This window comes from Cellulophaga sp. BC115SP (assembly GCF_009905545.1).
GTDB lineage: Bacteria > Bacteroidota > Bacteroidia > Cytophagales > Spirosomataceae > Flectobacillus > Flectobacillus rivi.
The window spans coordinates 107,223-125,173 of the sequence record NZ_JAAALB010000004.1; the positions used below are offsets into that span (position 1 = coordinate 107,223).

Below are 17,951 nucleotides of genomic sequence, written 5' to 3' on the forward strand. Positions count from 1 at the left end.
AGTAAATTCAGAAACGACTGATACATGATAGCCTCTAGCATTGTGTAATTCTTTCCATTCTTTAAGAGACTCAGCGACTAACTATACCTGAGCACGTCCAAACCAATATCGCGACGATAATACTTACCTTCAAATGAGATAGTACCTGCCGCTTTCTGTGATTTTTGGATAGCTCTTTCTAATGTATTAGACATTCCAGTCAGAGCCATTACTCTACCACCATTTGTCACGACAAGGTTTCCATCCAGTTTTGTACCAGCATGGAAAATTGAGGCATCTTCTACGTTTTCGTAACCTACAATTACATCACCTTTGTTATAGTCACCCGGATAACCACCTGCTACTACTACTGTAGTTACGGCGTGCTGTTTGCTTACAGAAAACTCTGCTTGCCCCAATTCGCCTTTAGCGGTTGCTATCATAAGAGTTAATAAATCTGACTCGATACGTGGTAGAACAACCTCTGTTTCTGGGTCGCCCATACGTGCGTTGTATTCAATCACGATAGGTTCTCCTTCGTGATTCATCAAACCGATGAAGATAAAGCCATTATACTTAATACCTTCTGCCTGTAAGCCAGTTAGTGTAGGTTTAACGATATTTTCTTCAACAGATTGCATAAATTTTTCGGTAGCAAAAGGCACTGGCGAAACAGCTCCCATACCACCTGTATTCAAACCTGTATCTGCTTCGCCGATACGTTTGTAATCTTTTGCTTCAGGGAGAATTTTGTACGATTCTCCGTCAGTAAGAACAAACACCGAAAGTTCGATACCTGTCAAAAACTCTTCAATTACCACTTTGCTACTAGCATCACCAAATTTGGCATCTACAAGCATTTCAGAAAGTGATGTTTGAGCTTCTTCTAATGTTTGGGCAATAATAACTCCTTTACCTGCTGCTAGTCCATCAGCTTTTAATACGATAGGAAGTTTTTGGGTAGCCAAATATGCTAAACCATCCTCTAGCGTATCTTTCGTAAAAGTTTGTGATTTTGCAGTAGGAATACCATATTTTACCATAAAGTTTTTCGAAAAATCTTTCGAACCTTCTAGCATTGCACCTTTCGAGTCTGGACCTACCATCAAAATATGTTGTAAATCTGGGCGACTTTGGAAATAGTCACGAACACCTCTTACAAGTGGTTCTTCAGGACCAACAATTACTAGTTCGATTTGATTTTCTAAAACTTGCTCTGCGATTTTTTCAAAATCATTGAAGCCAACAGCCAAGTTTGTAGCAATAGCAGCTGTACCAGCATTACCTGGAGCTACGAATAATTTTTCGCAAAGGGGGCTTTGAGCGATTTTCCAAGCAAATGCGTGTTCACGTCCGCCCGAGCCTAAAATTAGTATGTTCATTGAATTGGTTAATCTAAAATAAACAGCCTTTAAATAAGACTATTTGTTTGAAATTGAATTGAGTACAAAGGGATAGCAAAATTAACGCACAAAGAGGCATTTATGAAATCCTAGCTCAGCATTTTTAACAAAACTATCAGAATCTTATTAATTGGAAGATTTTGAAGATGTGTTTGAAGTCATAAATTGCCAACAAATATTATCGACTTTTTATTCCTTAAACCTATAGTTTGTTTATTTAAAATGCTTGAACAAGGTTTTCTTAATACCTCTTCGTAATAGTTTTTTTGATAATCTAGTTGGCAAGTTCGCTCAAGAATTTAATTCTCATTAAGCGTAATTCCTCCTCTGTAATATCATCAATTCCACATTTATCTAATGCTACTGCAATATTGTCGGTTTCGGCATGCAAGAAATAATCATAGATTTCGTCTTGCTTGTCTGGCTCAACTACCTGATTGATATAATAATCCAAGTTGAGTTTTGTTCCCGAATAACAGATATGCTCGATTTCTTCGATTAGGTCTTCCATTGCCAATTCTTTTTGTTCGGCAATAATGTCCAAATCTACTTTACGGTCTACCTGTTGGATAATATGAATTTTGATTTTTGACTTATTAACTGTCGATTTTACGACTACCTCAGTAGCAGTTTCAATTTCGTTGTCCTCTACATACTTTTTGATTAAGTCAATAAATGGACGACCAAATTTCACTACTTTACCCATACCCACACCGTTGATTTGAGCCATATCCTCTTTTGTAGTAGGATATGTTGTGGCCATTTCTTCGAGTGAAGGATCTTGGAAAATTACGTAAGGAGGCAAGTTTTTGTCTTTCGCAATTTTCTTTCTAAGGTTTTTCAACAATTCGAACAATGCTGCATCGTACGAACCGCCGCCACCAGCCAATGATTCTTTTTCGTCTTCTTCCTCAATATGTTCGTTTTCGTAGTCGTGATCTTTCGAAAGCGTTAATGGGAAAGAATCCTTCAAGAAAGCATGACCTTTTTCAGATACTTTTAAGATACCGTAGTTTTCAATATCTTTTTCTAAGTAGCCTAAAACAGTGATTTGACGAATAACCGATAACCATTGTTCTACAGGTTCTTGCTGTTGTGTTTTTTTCTTAGCTGTTTTTGGCGCTTTTTTGGCTTTAGGTTTCGGAATCGGATTTCCATCCTCATCTTCTTCATCTGAGTATTCTACTTCTTCGTCTTCTTCATCCTCCTCATCCTCATCATCGTCGGCTTGAAGTTTGAAGTAGCTTTTCCCTTTTCCAAAAATGTCTAATTTATGATGCTCGTAGCTCGTTACGTACTGGTTTTTGTGACCAAGCAATACATCTGCCAAGTGTTGTGCGTCAAAACGCTCACCTGTCATGATGGCTGCTTGTAATGCCAAAACTACCTCTTGTTCTACTTTGAACTTTGGTGTTGGTTTTTTACAGTTATCACAATAGCCACAATCTTTTTCTACTTGCTCTCCAAAATAGTGGAGCAATTGACGACGACGGCAAACTCCTAGAGTAGAGTAGGATACCATCTCGTTCAATAACATACGGGCATTGTCGCGCTCGTTGATAGTTTTGTCTTTGTTAAACTTATCCAGCTTGTTGATGTCCTCTTTTGCATAGAACATGATACAAATACCCTCCAAACCATCGCGACCTGCACGACCTGTTTCTTGGTAGTATCCCTCTAATGATTTTGGCGCATCGTAGTGGATTACAAAACGAACATCTGGCTTATCGATACCCATTCCGAAGGCAATCGTTGCTACCATTACTTCAGCCTCCTCGTTCAAGAAAGCCTCTTGGTTGGCCATACGAATGTCACTATCCAAGCCTGCATGATAAGGAAGCGCTTTGATACCGTTTACATTCAATACCTCGGCTACTTCTTCAACTTTTTTGCGACTCAGACAGTAGATAATCCCAGCCTTACCGTGATTCACTTTGATGAATTTGATAATTTGCTTATCAATATCATCACGCTTAGCACGGATTTCGTAATACAAATTCTTGCGGTTGAAAGACGACTTAAACAAAGTAGCATCATCCATATTCAGGTTTTTCTGAATATCCTGTTGCACCTTTGGTGTGGCAGTTGCGGTGAGCGCAATAATTGGCAAAGTACTATCTAAGCTTTCGACAATACTGCGAATTCGGCGATATTCTGGGCGGAAATCGTGTCCCCATTCGGAGATACAGTGCGCTTCGTCGATGGCTACGAAAGAGATTTTGGCTTGCTTCAAGAAAGCAAGGTTATCTTCTTTGGTCAAAGACTCAGGAGCAATGTACAACAATTTCACTTGGCCACTGATTACGTCATTTTTTACTTTCGTCATCTCGGCCTTATTGAGCGACGAATTCAAAAACTGCGCATTGATACCAAAAGCGTTCATCTGATCCACTTGGTTTTTCATCAATGCAATCAATGGCGAAATAACAATAGCAGTCCCTTCAGTGGCTATGGCTGGTAATTGATAACACAATGACTTGCCTGCCCCTGTCGGCATAATTACGAAAGTATTTTTTCCTGCTAAAGTATTCTTAATGATATCTTCCTGCTCGCCACGAAACTGGCTGTAACCGAAGGTTTCTTTGAGTTTTTCCTTCAACAAGTCGGTGGTCTCTTGACTAACACTCATTGTCTTCAAACTTATTTGAGGTTATGAATAAAATTGATATTTGGTGGTTGTGAGACTGTACTTATATAATAGTTTATCTTTGCACTAAAATTAATACAAAACCAGTCATTAAAAACCGTTTCTAAAATTGAAATTAGTAAAAAATATTCAATCAACAGCAAAAAAAGTTTTGCAGGAAGAAGCCGAAGCGATCCAAAAAATTATTGATAAAATTGATTCAGATTTTGAATCATGTGTAAATCACTTACTTAACAGTCGTGGTCGCTTTGTGATTACAGGTATTGGTAAATCTGCAATCATTGCTCAAAAAATCGTTGCAACGCTTAATTCGACAGGTACGCCAGCTTTGTTTATGCACGCTGCCGACGCTATTCATGGCGACCTCGGAATGATTCAAGATGGAGATACCGTTATGTGTATTTCTAAATCTGGAGATACTCCTGAAATTAAGGTACTTGTACCCTTAATTAAGCGTACAGGGGTGAAACTCATTGCGATGGTTTCAAACCCCCAATCGTATTTAGGGAAAAACGCTGATTTTATTTTACATGCTTTAGCCGAAAGAGAAGCTGACTTACTTAATCTGGCACCAACAACTAGTACAACTGTGGCACTTGCGCTAGGCGATGCATTGGCTGTATGTTTATTGGAATGCCGTGGTTTTAGTAGTACAGATTTTGCTAAATATCACCCTGGAGGTGCTTTAGGTAAAAAATTGTACTTGAAAGTAAGCGATATTTATCCAAATCATGAATTACCGATTGTTCAATACAATACCTCTATCAAAGATGCTATTGTCGAAATCAGTTCGAAACGTTTGGGTGCAACTGCCGTTGTGAATGCAGACGGCACTTTGGCTGGTATCATTACCGATGGTGACGTTCGTAGAATGTTGAATAAGTATGAGGTTTTGACAGGTTTGGAAGCGAAAGATATTATGACCGCTAACCCGAAAACAATCGAACCTGACGCGTATGCAACAGAAGCCCTTCAAGTAATGCAAGAGAAAAACATCACTTCTTTGGTAGTACTAGAAAATCAAAAACCTATTGGTTTTGTGCACTTGCATGATTTGTTGAAAGAAGGACTGGTTTGATTTTAGATTTCTGATTGCGGAAGTCGGATTTATTATTTATTGAGGTATTATTCAAGTATTAAACGTAAATCCTCGTTGAGAATATAGAATTTCTATATTCTCAACGAGGATTTACGTTTGTTTTTGATTCGAAAATCTGAAATCAAATATCCAAAATCTACAATCGAATCTATCTCATTCTATCTGCTGAGCGCACTAGCATCTCATCGCGACGGATTAGACGGTTAGCAATCATATTTGCTAATAAGGCAAATACGCCTGCATAAAAGCCTAAAGCATAGTTTCCTTGATTTTCTGGTTCGAAAAGAGGAATGCCTTCTTTGAAAATATTGAAAAAACTAGCGCCTAATACACCCGCCAAAACTGCCGAGTTTAAGGCTCCTAAAGACATTTGCAATACTCTTTTCTTGTACTGAGAAATAGAAAATGCCGCAATTAGCGCTGCCAATCCAGCCAAAATTGCAATATAAATCGTGCTTGAGCTCACAGTAGTAGCTCCTTGTGTATGTTCTAAAGCTTTGGCTGTCAATACGACTTTTTGATTGAGTGCAGCACTACTTTTTTCCCAAACTGGGCTACTAATTACAACTCCCATGGCAATTACTATTAATGCCAATAAAAGACTTTGTGTACGTTGAATCATTTTGTTATAGCTAAATCTTGTTTTTCAAAAACCCACAGGGTTTATTTTGATTTGGCAAAGTTCCGAAACTTTAATTAAGTAAACAAGTGGGTATTTCAAAGTTCCTTTGCCATGATTTTGGCCGAAGACAAAGCCAATGGAATTCCTCCGCCAGGATGTACGCTTCCTCCCACAAAATATAAATCTTTGATGCTTTTTGAAAAATTCGCATGTCTCAAAAACGCCGCATATTTGTTGTTAGAAGAGTTTCCATACAAAGCTCCTTGCGCCGAAGATGTTTTCAGCTCTATACTCCTTGGATCTAAAATAGCCTCAGTTTCTATCAAAGAAGCTAAGTCACAAGACAATATTCTCGAAACTTTTTGAATTACCTGTTGTCGAAGGTCTTGAATGAGCTTATCCCAATCTTGCCCCTCATTGGCTGGTGCATTAATGAGTACAAACCAGTTTTCACAACCTTCTGGTGCATCGTCTGGCTTGTGTTTGGAGCTAATATTGATATATACGGTAGGGGCATTAAATATTTTTTTATCCTCAAACATCACTCGAAATTCTTCGCGATAATCATCACTAAACAGGATATTATGAAGTCCCAACTCAGGAAAAGACTTTTTAACTCCCCAATAAAAAATCACACCCGAACTTGATTTGGGTTGATTTAGTAGCTTATCTGGATGAGGCGATTGTGGTAATAACTTGCGATAGGTATGAGTAACGTCCATATTAGAAACTACCTTGTCGAAGAATAGTTCTTGCTCTTCTCTATGCTGAGATACAACACGAATGCCCTTTACTTGCTGATTTTGGGTAAGAATTTCTTTTACACGGTATTGAAAATGGAATTTTACTCCGATTGATTTTGCCAAATCGACAAGCACATTCGTAATATCAACCATTCCTTTTTTTGGAAAAAAAGCACCCACATTATATTCCAAATGTGGAATAATATTCAATGTTGCAGGAGTTTGATATGGGTCTGAACCATTATAAGTGGCGTATCTATTGAAAAGTTGTACCAGTTTAGGATGTCGGAAATACTTTTCATTGGCATGATTCATCGTTCCGAAAATGCCAAGTTTAGGAAGATTGAGGTAACCTCGTAAGGCCTTTTTTGAAGTCCATGTGGATAACTTGTGTAAAGAATCTTGTAAGAATAAGCCATCTAACACTTCGTATTTAAAAGCACTATCTTTTAAGAATTGTTCTACTTTCAAAGCCGAAATACCCAGAATCTTTTCTACTTCTTGAGCAAATTTGGAAGGTTCTGCGTAGGCATTTAGTCTAGTTCCATCTTCCCAGAAATAATGACAAATGGTGGATAGTCGCTCATATTCAAAAAAATCAGACGCTTTTTTCCCTACTAACTGGAATAGTTCTTCTACCAAATGTGGTAGGGTAAACAAGGATGGACCTGCATCAAATCGGTATCCATCTTGCTCAAAACTACTGAGTTTTCCACCAGCATATTCATTAGCCTCAAAAACTTCTACTTCATAACCCTTATGCGCTAAGCGAATCGCCGACGCGATTCCTGCAATACCTGCTCCTATGATTGCGACTCTTTTCATTCTTTTTGTGTTAGCATTCTTCCTTCAAATACCACTTTTCCTCCTTTTATGAAACTACTGATTAGTAAGAATGTTTGAGGCTTATACGTTTGTTTTCTTCTCTTAAGATGTGATTTTTTCTGGTAAAAAGTAAAAAGGTGACCTCTCCAAGCCTACAAATACTTGTGAGGTGACTCTTCTATCTTGACATTTTTTTACTAATCCTAAAGAAAGTTACAGATTCTACTCAAATAGATTTTAAATTCTTTTGGGTGACACCCTACAAATTCTGTAATTTTGCGAATTATTTAGCTCGGACAGGTATGTCCATATTTTTTCATAAATAAGAGATTACATAGACGGACAATACCGTCCGTATCAAAAACTTATGTTAAGAACTCACAACAACGGCGAACTTCGTATCGCTAACGTAAACGAAATCGTAACGCTTTGTGGATGGGTACAACGTACTCGTGACAAAGGTGGTATGATTTGGATTGACCTCCGTGACCGCTATGGTATTACCCAATTGATGTTAGAAGAGGGTAAAACTCCAAAAGAAGCCATCGAAACTGCTCGTTCACTTGGACGTGAATTTGTGATTTCGGTGACAGGAACTGTAGTTGAGCGTCTTTCGAAAAATGATAAATTACCTACTGGAGATATTGAAGTGAAGGTAACGGAATTGAGCATTTTGAACCCTGCTAAACTTCCTCCATTCTTAATTGAAGATGAAACAGATGGTGGCGATGATATTCGTATGAAATATCGTTACCTTGATTTACGTCGTAATCCTGTTCGCCAGAACTTGATTTTACGTCATAAAATGGCTCAAGAAGTACGCTCGTACCTCGACAAGCAAGGATTTATCGAAGTAGAAACACCTGTTTTGATTAAATCTACGCCAGAAGGTGCCCGTGACTTTGTAGTTCCATCACGTATGAACCCAGGTGAGTTTTATGCTTTGCCTCAGTCTCCTCAAACATTTAAGCAGCTTTTGATGGTATCGGGCTTTGACCGTTACTTCCAAATCGTAAAATGCTTCCGTGACGAAGACTTACGTGCAGACCGCCAACCTGAGTTTACTCAAATCGACTGCGAAATGTCTTTCATCGAGCAAGAAGATATTCTTCAAATGTTCGAAGGTTTGATTCGTCAGTTATTCCAAAACTTGAAAGGTCTTGAAATCAATGAAATTTCTCGTATGACTTATGCTCATGCCATGAAATATTATGGTTCTGATAAACCAGATATTCGTTTTGGTATGGAGTTTTATGAGTTGAAAAGCGAAGAGGTTGATTTAACTTCTGGCAAAAACTTCCCAGTATTCGATGCCGCATCAGTAGTCGTAGGTATCAATGCGAAAGGTTGTGCTGAGTACACTCGTAAGCAAGCAGACGAGTTAACTGATTTTGTGAAACGTCCTCAAATTGGTGCGAAAGGCTTGATTTATGTGCGTTACAATGCTGACGGTTCAATCAAATCTTCGGTAGATAAATTCTACTCAGAAGAGGATTTGAAAAAATGGATTGAAGCAGCAAATGCACAACCAGGCGATTTATTGTTGATTTTGTGTGGTGATGGCGACAAACCAAGAAAGCAATTAAACGAATTGCGTTTAGAAATGGGTAACCGTTTGGGCTTGCGTAATCCTAACGAATACTCAGTACACTGGGTTGTTGACTTCCCATTGTTGGAGCACAGCGAAGAAGAAAATCGTTGGTTTGCAATGCACCACCCATTCACGTCTCCTAAGCCAGAAGATATCGAATTCTTGAAATCAGGTGATTTAGGTAAAATCCGTGCCAATGCTTATGATATGGTTATCAATGGTGTTGAAGTAGGTGGTGGTTCAATTCGTATTTTCCAAAAAGACCTTCAAGCTAAAATGTTTGAAACGCTTGGATTCTCTGACGAAGAGGCGAAGCACCAATTTGGCTTCTTGATGGATGCTTTCGAATACGGCGCTCCTCCTCACGGTGGTTTGGCATTTGGTTTTGACCGTCTTTGCTCATTGTTTGGTGGTTCAGACTCAATTCGTGACTTTATCGCCTTCCCGAAAAACAACTCAGGACGCGATGTAATGATTGACTCTCCATCTACAATTGATGCAAAACAATTGGATGAATTAAAAATCAAAACTATTGTATAGTTTTGGTTTCTTGAAATAAACAAAAACGGCAAAGATTAACTCTTTGCCGTTTTTTTGTTGCTAAAACTTTAGATAGGTGACATTATTTCAATTCTGCAATAATATCACTTACTTTTTGTTCATAAGTTTTGTCTAAAAATTCATTGTTATACCAAAATTCAAGTTTCTCTACAATTTGGGGAAGGTAGATGTATGATTTATTTTTGAGATTATCTTGATAAATCATATCTGCTTTGGTATTATCTCCAAGCAATCTAGCAATGATAACCTCATTAGCTCTATTGAAGTGCTCATAAAGGCATATCTTCCACTGGCTGTATCCTTGTTCTGACATCTTACCTCTGATAGGTTCAAATAAAGATTCTTTATCTTGTATCAAGCTTTCATCAACTTTATCGATGGCTGGGTTAACAAAAGAATGACCAAACTCGTGTACACAAATATCTCGTAACGAAACAGGATTGCCATATCCTAATTGAAGATTTGATATTTGGTTCACTTCTTTAGGCTTGTTAAAAGAGGCAAAAATATTACCAATTGTATTGACATTACCTGCAGCAAAACCTTGCCCAAAAGGAATCGTTAGGCTAGGATATAGTCGATAGTTTTGAACACTCTTTCCGTATATGTGCTCCATCTCTACAATGAAACTTTCTTGAGGAATATTGTGCTCCACTTCCTGAATCATTTTTTGATAGTACGGACTGTATCTTTTCAAGAAATCTTGAAAATTAATTTCAATAGCAAATGCATTGAAGGCATTAACTAGCTTTTCCGCTTCTGCTTTTGATGAGTAATGGCTTAAAAAGGGATTATCTTCGGTCAATGTTGCATTAGGGAAATTGTCGAGTTGTAATAAAAAATTAGAGTTATGGAGATAAAAGTCTTTATCAAAGAAGGTTTTGATGATTGCTAAGTTTTTTGAGGCTAAAAAAGGCTTAAACTCGTTGCCAATTTTGGTAGTGAGTGCATACAAATCTTTGATTTTCACTTTCTCTCCATTCATCTCAAAAGTTTGATCATCTGGAATTTCATTAAAGTCGCTTAGGTTTAAAAGGGTATAGCATAAACCTAGCAATTCAATATTTTGATGATAGTTTACCTGAATTTTCTTTTCAATTAAAGTCGGATATAGCAATGCAAAAGAACCTTGTGCTTTCTCCCCAGAAATTTTTAATACTTGAGATTGTGACAAACTAATTTTCTGATGATTGACTTTATGGGATGTTGACAGTATTGTATTGTTCGATGCAAGCACAACCTTACCTTTTGAAGTATTTATCGATGAGCTTAAATAAACTAAGGCGTTGGTTTGTTTAGGAAATTTTAGTTTTTCTGTCCCTGTAAATTCATCAAAACTGGCTTTAATAAAGTTGTCGCGAGGGTGCTCACTTTTCCAGTTTTTTGTTACTGAGCATGAACTAACAATGATTGATGCAATAAGCAATAAGGATAATTTTTTAGTCATTTGAGAGAGTTGTTTTGGGCGTAATACGATTTTAGTTTACGATAATAGCTAAGTTTTAGATGGAATTCGCTATTGATTTGATAGATGTACACAGAAATTGTTGAATGGGAAATTAAATGTATGGAATCATAAAAAATAAAACCTCGGAAGTGTCAGCTAGGTTACTTCCGAGGTTTTTATCGAATACCGAAATGCTATTAGTTGCAGGTATCTAAGATTTTTTTGACAGCCTTGACATCTGTAATCGTCTTTTCGCCACCCCATTCGTTATAAATATAGGTGGTGATTTCGGCTACGTCTATGCCTTGTAATTGCTTGTTGGCTGGCATAGGCTGGTGATAGGTTTTACCGTTTACAACAATGGTATCATTTAAGCCATTGCGGATACCACAAATAATACGATTTTTATTCTTTTTCAAGAAATCAGAACCATTAATAGGAGGGTATAGACCTGCTAATCCTTTACCGTCTACTTGATGACAGTTTTCACAATGTGTTTTGTACAAAGCTTGTCCGTCGATATAATATTGTTTGAGCTTGAGTTCTTCTTGACTTTGGCAGGCCATCATCAAGGTTGTAACAAACAAACCGAATAAGAATTTTTTCATAAGAATATACCTCTATTAATAAGCTTTAGGCAATATGCTGTAAGCATTAGGCAAGCATAACTTTTAGCTTACTGCATATTGCTTAATGCCTATTGCGGGTAAAATTAATCTAATTTTGCCCATTAACTTATTTCAACGCTATTTTTGTGGATATTGCTCAGCTAAAAGCACTTCAATATCCTTGATTAAATTATCGACTTTTTCAGGAACAGTTCCGTCATAGATACCTCTGATGTGGCGATCTTTATCTACCAAAATGAAGGCGCCACTGTGAACAATTCCTCCTGGTTGAGTAGGGTCGTCGGTAGCGGTAACCATATAGCTTTTTTGACCAAGTTCATAGATTTTCATCTTGTCGCCTGTCACCATTTGCCATTTTTTAGAATCAAGCCCCAAGTTTTGTCCAAATTCTTTCAAAACGCTCGGCGTGTCGTGACGAGGGTCGATGGTATGTGACAAAATCATGAAATGCGGATTGTCTTTATATTTTTCAAAAACTCTCAACATTTGAGTTTTCATTTTAGGACAAATCGTAGGGCAAGTCGTAAAGAAAAAGTCGGCGACATAAATTTTGCCTTCAACGTCTTTCTGCGTAAAAACTACAGAATCTTGATTGATAAAGCTAAAGTCAGGAATAGTATGATAAACCGAATCGGTGATGCTTTTACCGTTTTCTACTCTGGTTTCTACGCTTTTTTGACCAAGATAGGGGAGTTTTTTTGAGCTATTAGAGCATGACCAAGCCAATAATGCTATACCTACCATTAAAGCTTGTTTTGTTAATGAATATAGTCGCATTATTTGCTTAAAAATTGTTTGGCGTTAGTAATACTTGTATTGGTAATATCTTTTACTTCATTGATTCTTTTCTTCTCGTTTTCGAGATATTTAATCACCTCTTCATTGCCTTTGCCTTTCACTGACTCTGGATTATATTCAGCCATCCAATTAGACATTTTAATATCGGCAGAATCAAGCTGAATAAACAAATCACGTGCTTTTACTGAGTCTTTCGAAACTTTAGCTACACTGTCGAGTTGGCTTTTGAGGGTCATGATTTCATCCATTTTAGGCATTACTTCATCATGTACCGCAATCACTTCATCGATGAGTTTTTTTTGTTGATCTTCTTGTTGCGCTTTCTGACAAGAACTTGCTCCAAGCAGGAACAACACTGGAATAATAATCTTTTTCATAAGCATTTAAAATATATCGTTCTGTGAACTAGCAAAGGGTGTTTGGTGATTAGATAGAATCAAACAACAAAAAAAGGGGATGTTTGCTCCTTATAAAATGACGACGGTCAGTTATTGTTCTTGAAGGTGTTTTTCAAGAATTTCACGTGCATTGTCCAAAATAGCCGCAGATGGGTTTTGCCCACCAATCATTTGAGCTATTTCCATGATACGTTCGTCTTTAGATAACTCTTTAATTCTAGAAACGGTTCTTTCAGATGAGTGGTCTTTGTACACAAAATAATGAACTGACCCTTGAGCTGCAATCTGATGTAAGTGGGTAATGGCAATAATTTGGTGGCTTTTACTCATCTCACGCATCATATTCCCTACTTTGATAGATACTTCTCCCGAAATACCTGTATCAATTTCATCGAAAACGATCGTTGGCAAAGCACGTTTATTAGCCAAAATATATTTAATTGCTAGCATCAAACGGCTAAATTCACCACCAGAAGCTACATTTTTGAGAGGCTGTGGCTTAATCCCTTTGTTGGCAGAGAATAATAAATTTACCACGTTGATTCCTGTAGGAGATGGCTTGATAAATTCATTCTCAACTTTTAGAGCAGCGTTTGGCATTCCTAAGTCTATCAAAAGACTTGTAATTTGAGCTTCAATCGTACTCAAGACATTTAGTCGAGACTTCGAAAGGGCTTCGGCACTTTTTTGTAAGGCTTTTTCTGCCTTTTCAACTTTAGCTTTTGCCTCTGCTAAATGCTCATCAAGATTCAAAACCTTGCCAACTTTTACTTCTAAGTCTGCTTGAATCTTTAGTAAGTCGGTGTCCTTTTTAACCTGATGTTTTTGTAATAAATGATAAATAGTATCTACTCTTACCTGAAGCGCTGCAATTTTCTCGTTATCTATTTCTACTTGTTCCGATTCTCCTTCTATTTCGTTAGAAATATCCTTGATTTCGATCAAACAAGAATTCAGTCTTTCACGCAATTGTTTAAAATGCTCGCCATATTGACTAATAGCGTTGAGGTTGGCTAATGTGGTACCAAACAAAGAAATGATAGATTGCTCAGAGCCACTCAGTATCTCGGCAGATTGTTGGAGTTTAGATTTGACATCTTCAGCATTTTCGAGCTTATTGAGCTCCGCTTCGAGACTCTCCAACTCATTTCCTTTTAGTTTTGCTTTTTGAAGTTCATCGAGCAAAAAGGAATTATAGTCAAACTCTTTTTTACTGTTTTTTGCGTCGTTAACTAATTCATCATAAGCCTTGTAAGCTTTTTGATAATTGCTAAAATCAAGTTTGTATTTTTCGAGAAGCGTATCATTTTGAGCAAAAGTATCAACGATTTGGAGTTGATATTCGGTTGCTCCCAACAACAAATTATCGTGTTGAGAATGCACATCCATCAATTGGGAAGCAATACGACGGAGTGTTTCAAGATTTACAGGAGTATCATTGATAAAAGCACGAGTTTTGCCCTGAGGCGAAATTTCTCGGCGAATAATACAATGGTCTTCGTAATCAAGTTCCTCTTCTTCAAAAAGACTTTTGATAATAAAACCAGAAAGGTTAAACTCTCCCTCAATCACACATTTATCTTCTGGATTGTAGAGGGTTTTGGTGTCGGCACGATTCCCTAACAACAAGCCAATAGCCCCCAACATAATAGACTTACCCGCACCTGTCTCACCCGTAATGATGTTTAAGGCGGGATTTGGAGTCAACTCCAGGCGCTCAATCAGCGCATAGTTTTTTATCTTTAAATGAGTAAGCATCGTATTATGAAGAATCCAGAAAGGTAAAACTACCCGTCCAAAGATGATGTACCTTGATTAAGTTTTATAAGTTTTGCTCAAAATCCTAAGCAAATCTCAAAGCTCTTGGCTAATAACCGTAAGCTACGACGACATTTTTACAAAAATACAATCTATAATATTATCAATCGGTAAATTTAATCTTCAAATTTTGCGCTACGTTTTTGCGTTTGCGCCAAAAATGCCTCCTGCAAGTCATTGGACAATAGCATAGCAGCGTTCCAAGTGGCCATATATTCAAGGCTATCTTTGGTCGAATGTTCTAAACTGTAGTTCAAAATGTGTTTAGTACCTCTAATAGCTAGGGGCGATTTGGAGGCAATTTGTGTGGCAATCTCCCATACATATTTATCAAGTTCCTCTCTCGACTCGAATGCTTTATTAACGAGTCCTATTTGCTGTGCTTCTATGCCCGCAACCGCCCTGCCAGTAAAAGCTAGTTCTCTAGCTACACTTGGGTTGATGAGTTTGGGCAAACGTTGTAAAGTACCAAGGTCGGCTACCATTCCCATATCTATCTCTTTGATGGTAAAATACGTATCATTGGTACAATAGCGCATATCTGCTGCGCAAATTAGGTCGACACCTGCACCTATGCACCCTCCATGAATAGCCACTAGAACGGGCTTTGTACAATTTTCTATGGCATTGATAGGTGATTGGAGCTCAATAATTTGCTTACGAAGTTTCTCTCTTCTTTTTCCTTCGCAAGATATGGTATTTTGAGTAACTGACATCAATAGAGATAAATCAATTCCTGCACAAAAATGTTTGCTATCTCCTCCTGAAATAATTACTACTCGTACAGAATCGTCCTCATTAATTTGTTCAAATATTAATTGTAGTTCTTCCCACGACTTGGCGTCAAGGGCATTGGCTTTATGAGGTCTGTTGATAATGACTTGAGCAATATGGTTTTGGATACTGAACAGAAGTGTTTCCATGTTAAAAATAGTTTAGCCTATTATTGAAAGATTAAGATAACAATTCTTTTGTTACAGAATGAATCTATAAAAATTTAGCAGAATTTAATTAAATATTAAAGTCTTGTATGTCAAATTGTTGTAATATTGCCCCCGAATAAAAATGAGCTAAATAATAATTACTTTTTGCTCTTTGGCATTCACCTTTTACCTTTACGAAACTTTTCTTAATAATAGGAATTTTCAATAACAGATAACGACACGAAAAAATGAGTGTACTTGTTAACAAAAACTCTAGAATAATTGTACAAGGCTTTACGGGCTCGGAAGGTACTTTCCATGCTCAGCAGATGATAGAATACGGCTCGAACGTCGTAGGTGGTGTTACTCCAGGAAAAGGTGGTACTACTCACCTTGACCGTCCGGTTTTCAATACTGTATTGGAGGCTGTTCAACAAGTAGGTGCTGACACTTCGATTATTTTTGTTCCGCCTGCATTTGCTGCAGATGCTATCATGGAATCAGCTGACGCAGGTATCAAAGTGATTATTTGTATCACTGAAGGTATTCCTACTAAGGACATGATCTACGCTAAAGAATACATCAAAGGCAAAGAAACTCGTTTGATTGGCCCTAACTGTCCAGGCGTAATGACTGCTGGAGAATGTAAAGTAGGTATCATGCCTGCATTTATCTTCTCTAAAGGTAAAATTGGTATCGTTTCAAAATCAGGTACTTTAACTTACGAAGCAGTAGACCAATTAACAAAAGCTGGCTTAGGTCAGACTACAGCTATCGGTATTGGTGGTGACCCAATCATTGGTACTACTACTAAAGAAGCTGTTGAGTTGTTGATGAACGACCCTGAAACTGAAGGTATCGTAATGATCGGTGAAATCGGTGGAGGAATGGAAGCTGAAGCTGCTCGTTGGATCAAAGAAACTGGTAACAAAAAACCAGTTGTTGGTTTCATCGCAGGTCAAACTGCTCCAAAAGGTCGTCGTATGGGTCACGCTGGTGCTATCATCGGTGGCGCTGACGATACTGCTGCTGCTAAAATGGCTATCATGGAAGAGTGTGGTATCCATGTAGTTCACTCACCTGCTGACATTGGTGAAACAATGTTGAAAGCACTAGGTTTGAAATAATTGTGAGTCGGCAGTTGGCTTTTGCTTATAGGTGATGTAATTTTGTAAAAATATTACACGGTATTGCAACAAGTTAACGCTTCATATTATCAAAATACGGCAAAACCTGACAAATCGATATTTGTCAGGTTTTTGTGCTTCATGCCGTTGCAAGGATTCTTTATCGGAATGTTCTTGCTTTCTTCTATTTCATCTTCGTTGGCTGGCAATGTGGGTCCAAACAATGCCTATTATTTGGTATATGATTACCATGATGATTGGCAGGTATTTGACGAACAATACAAAGCCTATGTTCCTTACATCCGTAATGAGCACAAAGACTATAATTCTTTTAGCTTATTTTTTGATTCTGAAAACTACAGAGGCTATAAGCTGCTATATTTTTCGAGTAAAGAAAACTATCTTTTTATCAATGCTTCTTTGCAGCGTAAGCTACCTGTAGACCAATGGGTCGTTATGGATGTTGATAGTTTGAAAGAGAAATATGGTAAGACTAAAGTATTTTTGACTTTCTATGGTAACAATACTAGCGTTGAAGCCATCTCTGTATTAGTAGGAAATAAGGTTTCGAAGGTGGAGAAAAGTATCCAAATCTCAGATTCTTTGTTGACTGTAATTCCTAGAGAGCTAACTCCTTTTCAGGATTATTTGATACTAAGTATTTTGTTTTTGGCAATATGCTACGCCTTTTTATATAACATACAACCAAAGGCATTTGACCGATATTTTAGTATTAAAGATTTACTTACGATTAACCTTCGGGAAGATTCTTTAGTAATCAATAAGCCCTTCGATTTAGCCAATTTATTATTTGTACTCAACCTGAGTTTTACGCTATCGTTTATCATCATGTTGGTGCAAAACGAAGAAACCGATTTGTTTTCTGTCAGTACAATTTTGATAGAAAGTGAGAGTTTGATGGGCTTTTTTATCAACTTTCTAGAGTTAGGGATAGTTGTATTTTTTATTTTGATTGGAAAATACATCGCATTGGCCATCTTGACAAACCTTTATCGACTAGAGAATATCACCAATATTCACTTTTTTAAAGTTATTCAGGCTTCAAGTATATTTTTCTTATTGTTGGCGATAGGATTAAGTTTTTGCTCAGTATCTTACCCCGACGTACTTCGAAATGCTCAAGAAATCCTGTTTGTACCTATTTCATTCTTTTTTATCGTAAGATTAATATTGATTTACTTTACGATAAATAAGCTGACACCGTTAAAAAATCTGTATTTATTTTCGTATCTTTGCATCGTTGAATTAATCCCCTTGATAGTAGGGATACGATTTGCCATATAATAGGCCTCAACATTTATCACCACATTAAAGTTTAAC

The 17,951-nt window shown here is 37.3% G+C and carries 14 protein-coding genes; 4 read left to right on the forward strand and 10 right to left on the reverse strand.

All coding sequences use genetic code 11. From position 1 onward, the window contains the following. Nucleotides 1–77 precede the first annotated feature (77 nt). Together purD and GVN22_RS04835 are read right to left on the reverse strand one after the other, a co-directional pair. A complete protein-coding gene (gene purD / locus GVN22_RS04830) occupies nt 78–1,361 on the reverse strand; it encodes a phosphoribosylamine--glycine ligase (RefSeq protein ID WP_166549924.1) in 1,284 nt (427 codons plus the stop codon). Nucleotides 1,362–1,656: 295 nt separating this feature from the next. Then, the gene (locus GVN22_RS04835) at nt 1,657–4,011 is read right to left on the reverse strand and encodes an ATP-dependent DNA helicase RecQ (protein WP_166549925.1); all 2,355 of its coding nucleotides are present in this window, start codon (nt 4,009–4,011) and stop codon (nt 1,657–1,659) included. Nucleotides 4,012–4,138: 127 nt separating this feature from the next. On the opposite strand from GVN22_RS04835, the gene GVN22_RS04840 reads away from it, so the two are divergent. After that, nucleotides 4,139–5,107 carry an SIS domain-containing protein gene (locus GVN22_RS04840; RefSeq protein ID WP_166549926.1) on the forward strand — a complete coding sequence of 323 codons (969 nt, stop codon included), beginning with the start codon at nt 4,139–4,141 and terminating at the stop codon, nt 5,105–5,107. A gap of 169 nt (nt 5,108–5,276) precedes the next feature. Here the strand turns inward: GVN22_RS04840 and GVN22_RS04845 are convergent, their stop codons facing one another. Next, nucleotides 5,277–5,750 carry a DUF4293 domain-containing protein gene (locus GVN22_RS04845; protein WP_166549927.1) on the reverse strand — a complete coding sequence of 158 codons (474 nt, stop codon included), beginning with the start codon at nt 5,748–5,750 and terminating at the stop codon, nt 5,277–5,279. Between the two features lie 95 nt (nt 5,751–5,845). Continuing rightward, entirely contained in the window at nt 5,846–7,318 is a 1,473-nt protein-coding gene (crtD, locus tag GVN22_RS04850) for a 1-hydroxycarotenoid 3,4-desaturase CrtD (protein ID WP_166549928.1), read from the reverse strand. Between the two features lie 367 nt (nt 7,319–7,685). Between crtD and aspS the strand changes: the two genes are divergently transcribed. Next, nucleotides 7,686–9,449 (forward strand): aspartate--tRNA ligase, encoded by a 1,764-nt coding sequence (aspS, locus tag GVN22_RS04855; RefSeq protein ID WP_166549929.1) that lies wholly within the window; start codon nt 7,686–7,688, stop codon nt 9,447–9,449. 82 nt (nt 9,450–9,531) lie between these two features. On the opposite strand, the gene GVN22_RS04860 is transcribed toward aspS, so the two are convergent. The 6 genes from GVN22_RS04860 to GVN22_RS04885 all read right to left on the reverse strand — a co-directional run bounded on the left by GVN22_RS04860 (nt 9,532) and on the right by GVN22_RS04885 (nt 15,483). Further along, nucleotides 9,532–10,917 carry a DUF4932 domain-containing protein gene (locus GVN22_RS04860; RefSeq protein WP_166549930.1) on the reverse strand — a complete coding sequence of 462 codons (1,386 nt, stop codon included), beginning with the start codon at nt 10,915–10,917 and terminating at the stop codon, nt 9,532–9,534. Nucleotides 10,918–11,114: 197 nt separating this feature from the next. After that, nucleotides 11,115–11,525, reverse strand: a complete 411-nt coding sequence (locus GVN22_RS04865; protein WP_166549931.1) for a cytochrome c — start codon at nt 11,523–11,525, stop codon at nt 11,115–11,117. Between the two features lie 138 nt (nt 11,526–11,663). Continuing rightward, complete coding sequence (locus GVN22_RS04870) at nt 11,664–12,290, reverse strand: SCO family protein (RefSeq protein ID WP_166549932.1); 627 nt, start codon at nt 12,288–12,290, stop codon at nt 11,664–11,666. 32 nt (nt 12,291–12,322) lie between these two features. Then, complete coding sequence (locus GVN22_RS04875; RefSeq protein WP_166549933.1) at nt 12,323–12,721, reverse strand: viral A-type inclusion protein; 399 nt, start codon at nt 12,719–12,721, stop codon at nt 12,323–12,325. Nucleotides 12,722–12,832: 111 nt separating this feature from the next. After that, nucleotides 12,833–14,500, reverse strand: coding sequence for a DNA repair protein RecN (gene recN, locus GVN22_RS04880; RefSeq protein WP_166549934.1), 1,668 nt, complete (start codon nt 14,498–14,500; stop codon nt 12,833–12,835). A gap of 176 nt (nt 14,501–14,676) precedes the next feature. Next, complete coding sequence (locus GVN22_RS04885; protein ID WP_166549935.1) at nt 14,677–15,483, reverse strand: crotonase/enoyl-CoA hydratase family protein; 807 nt, start codon at nt 15,481–15,483, stop codon at nt 14,677–14,679. Nucleotides 15,484–15,731: 248 nt separating this feature from the next. Here GVN22_RS04885 and sucD point away from each other — a divergent pair, with 248 nt between their 5' ends. Together sucD and GVN22_RS04895 are read left to right on the forward strand one after the other, a co-directional pair. Beyond that, nucleotides 15,732–16,610, forward strand: a complete 879-nt coding sequence (sucD, locus tag GVN22_RS04890) for a succinate--CoA ligase subunit alpha (protein WP_095161283.1) — start codon at nt 15,732–15,734, stop codon at nt 16,608–16,610. Nucleotides 16,611–16,673: 63 nt separating this feature from the next. Then, a complete protein-coding gene (locus tag GVN22_RS04895) occupies nt 16,674–17,915 on the forward strand; it encodes a DUF4271 domain-containing protein (RefSeq protein ID WP_166549936.1) in 1,242 nt (413 codons plus the stop codon). The last annotated feature ends 36 nt before the right edge of the window (nt 17,916–17,951 follow it).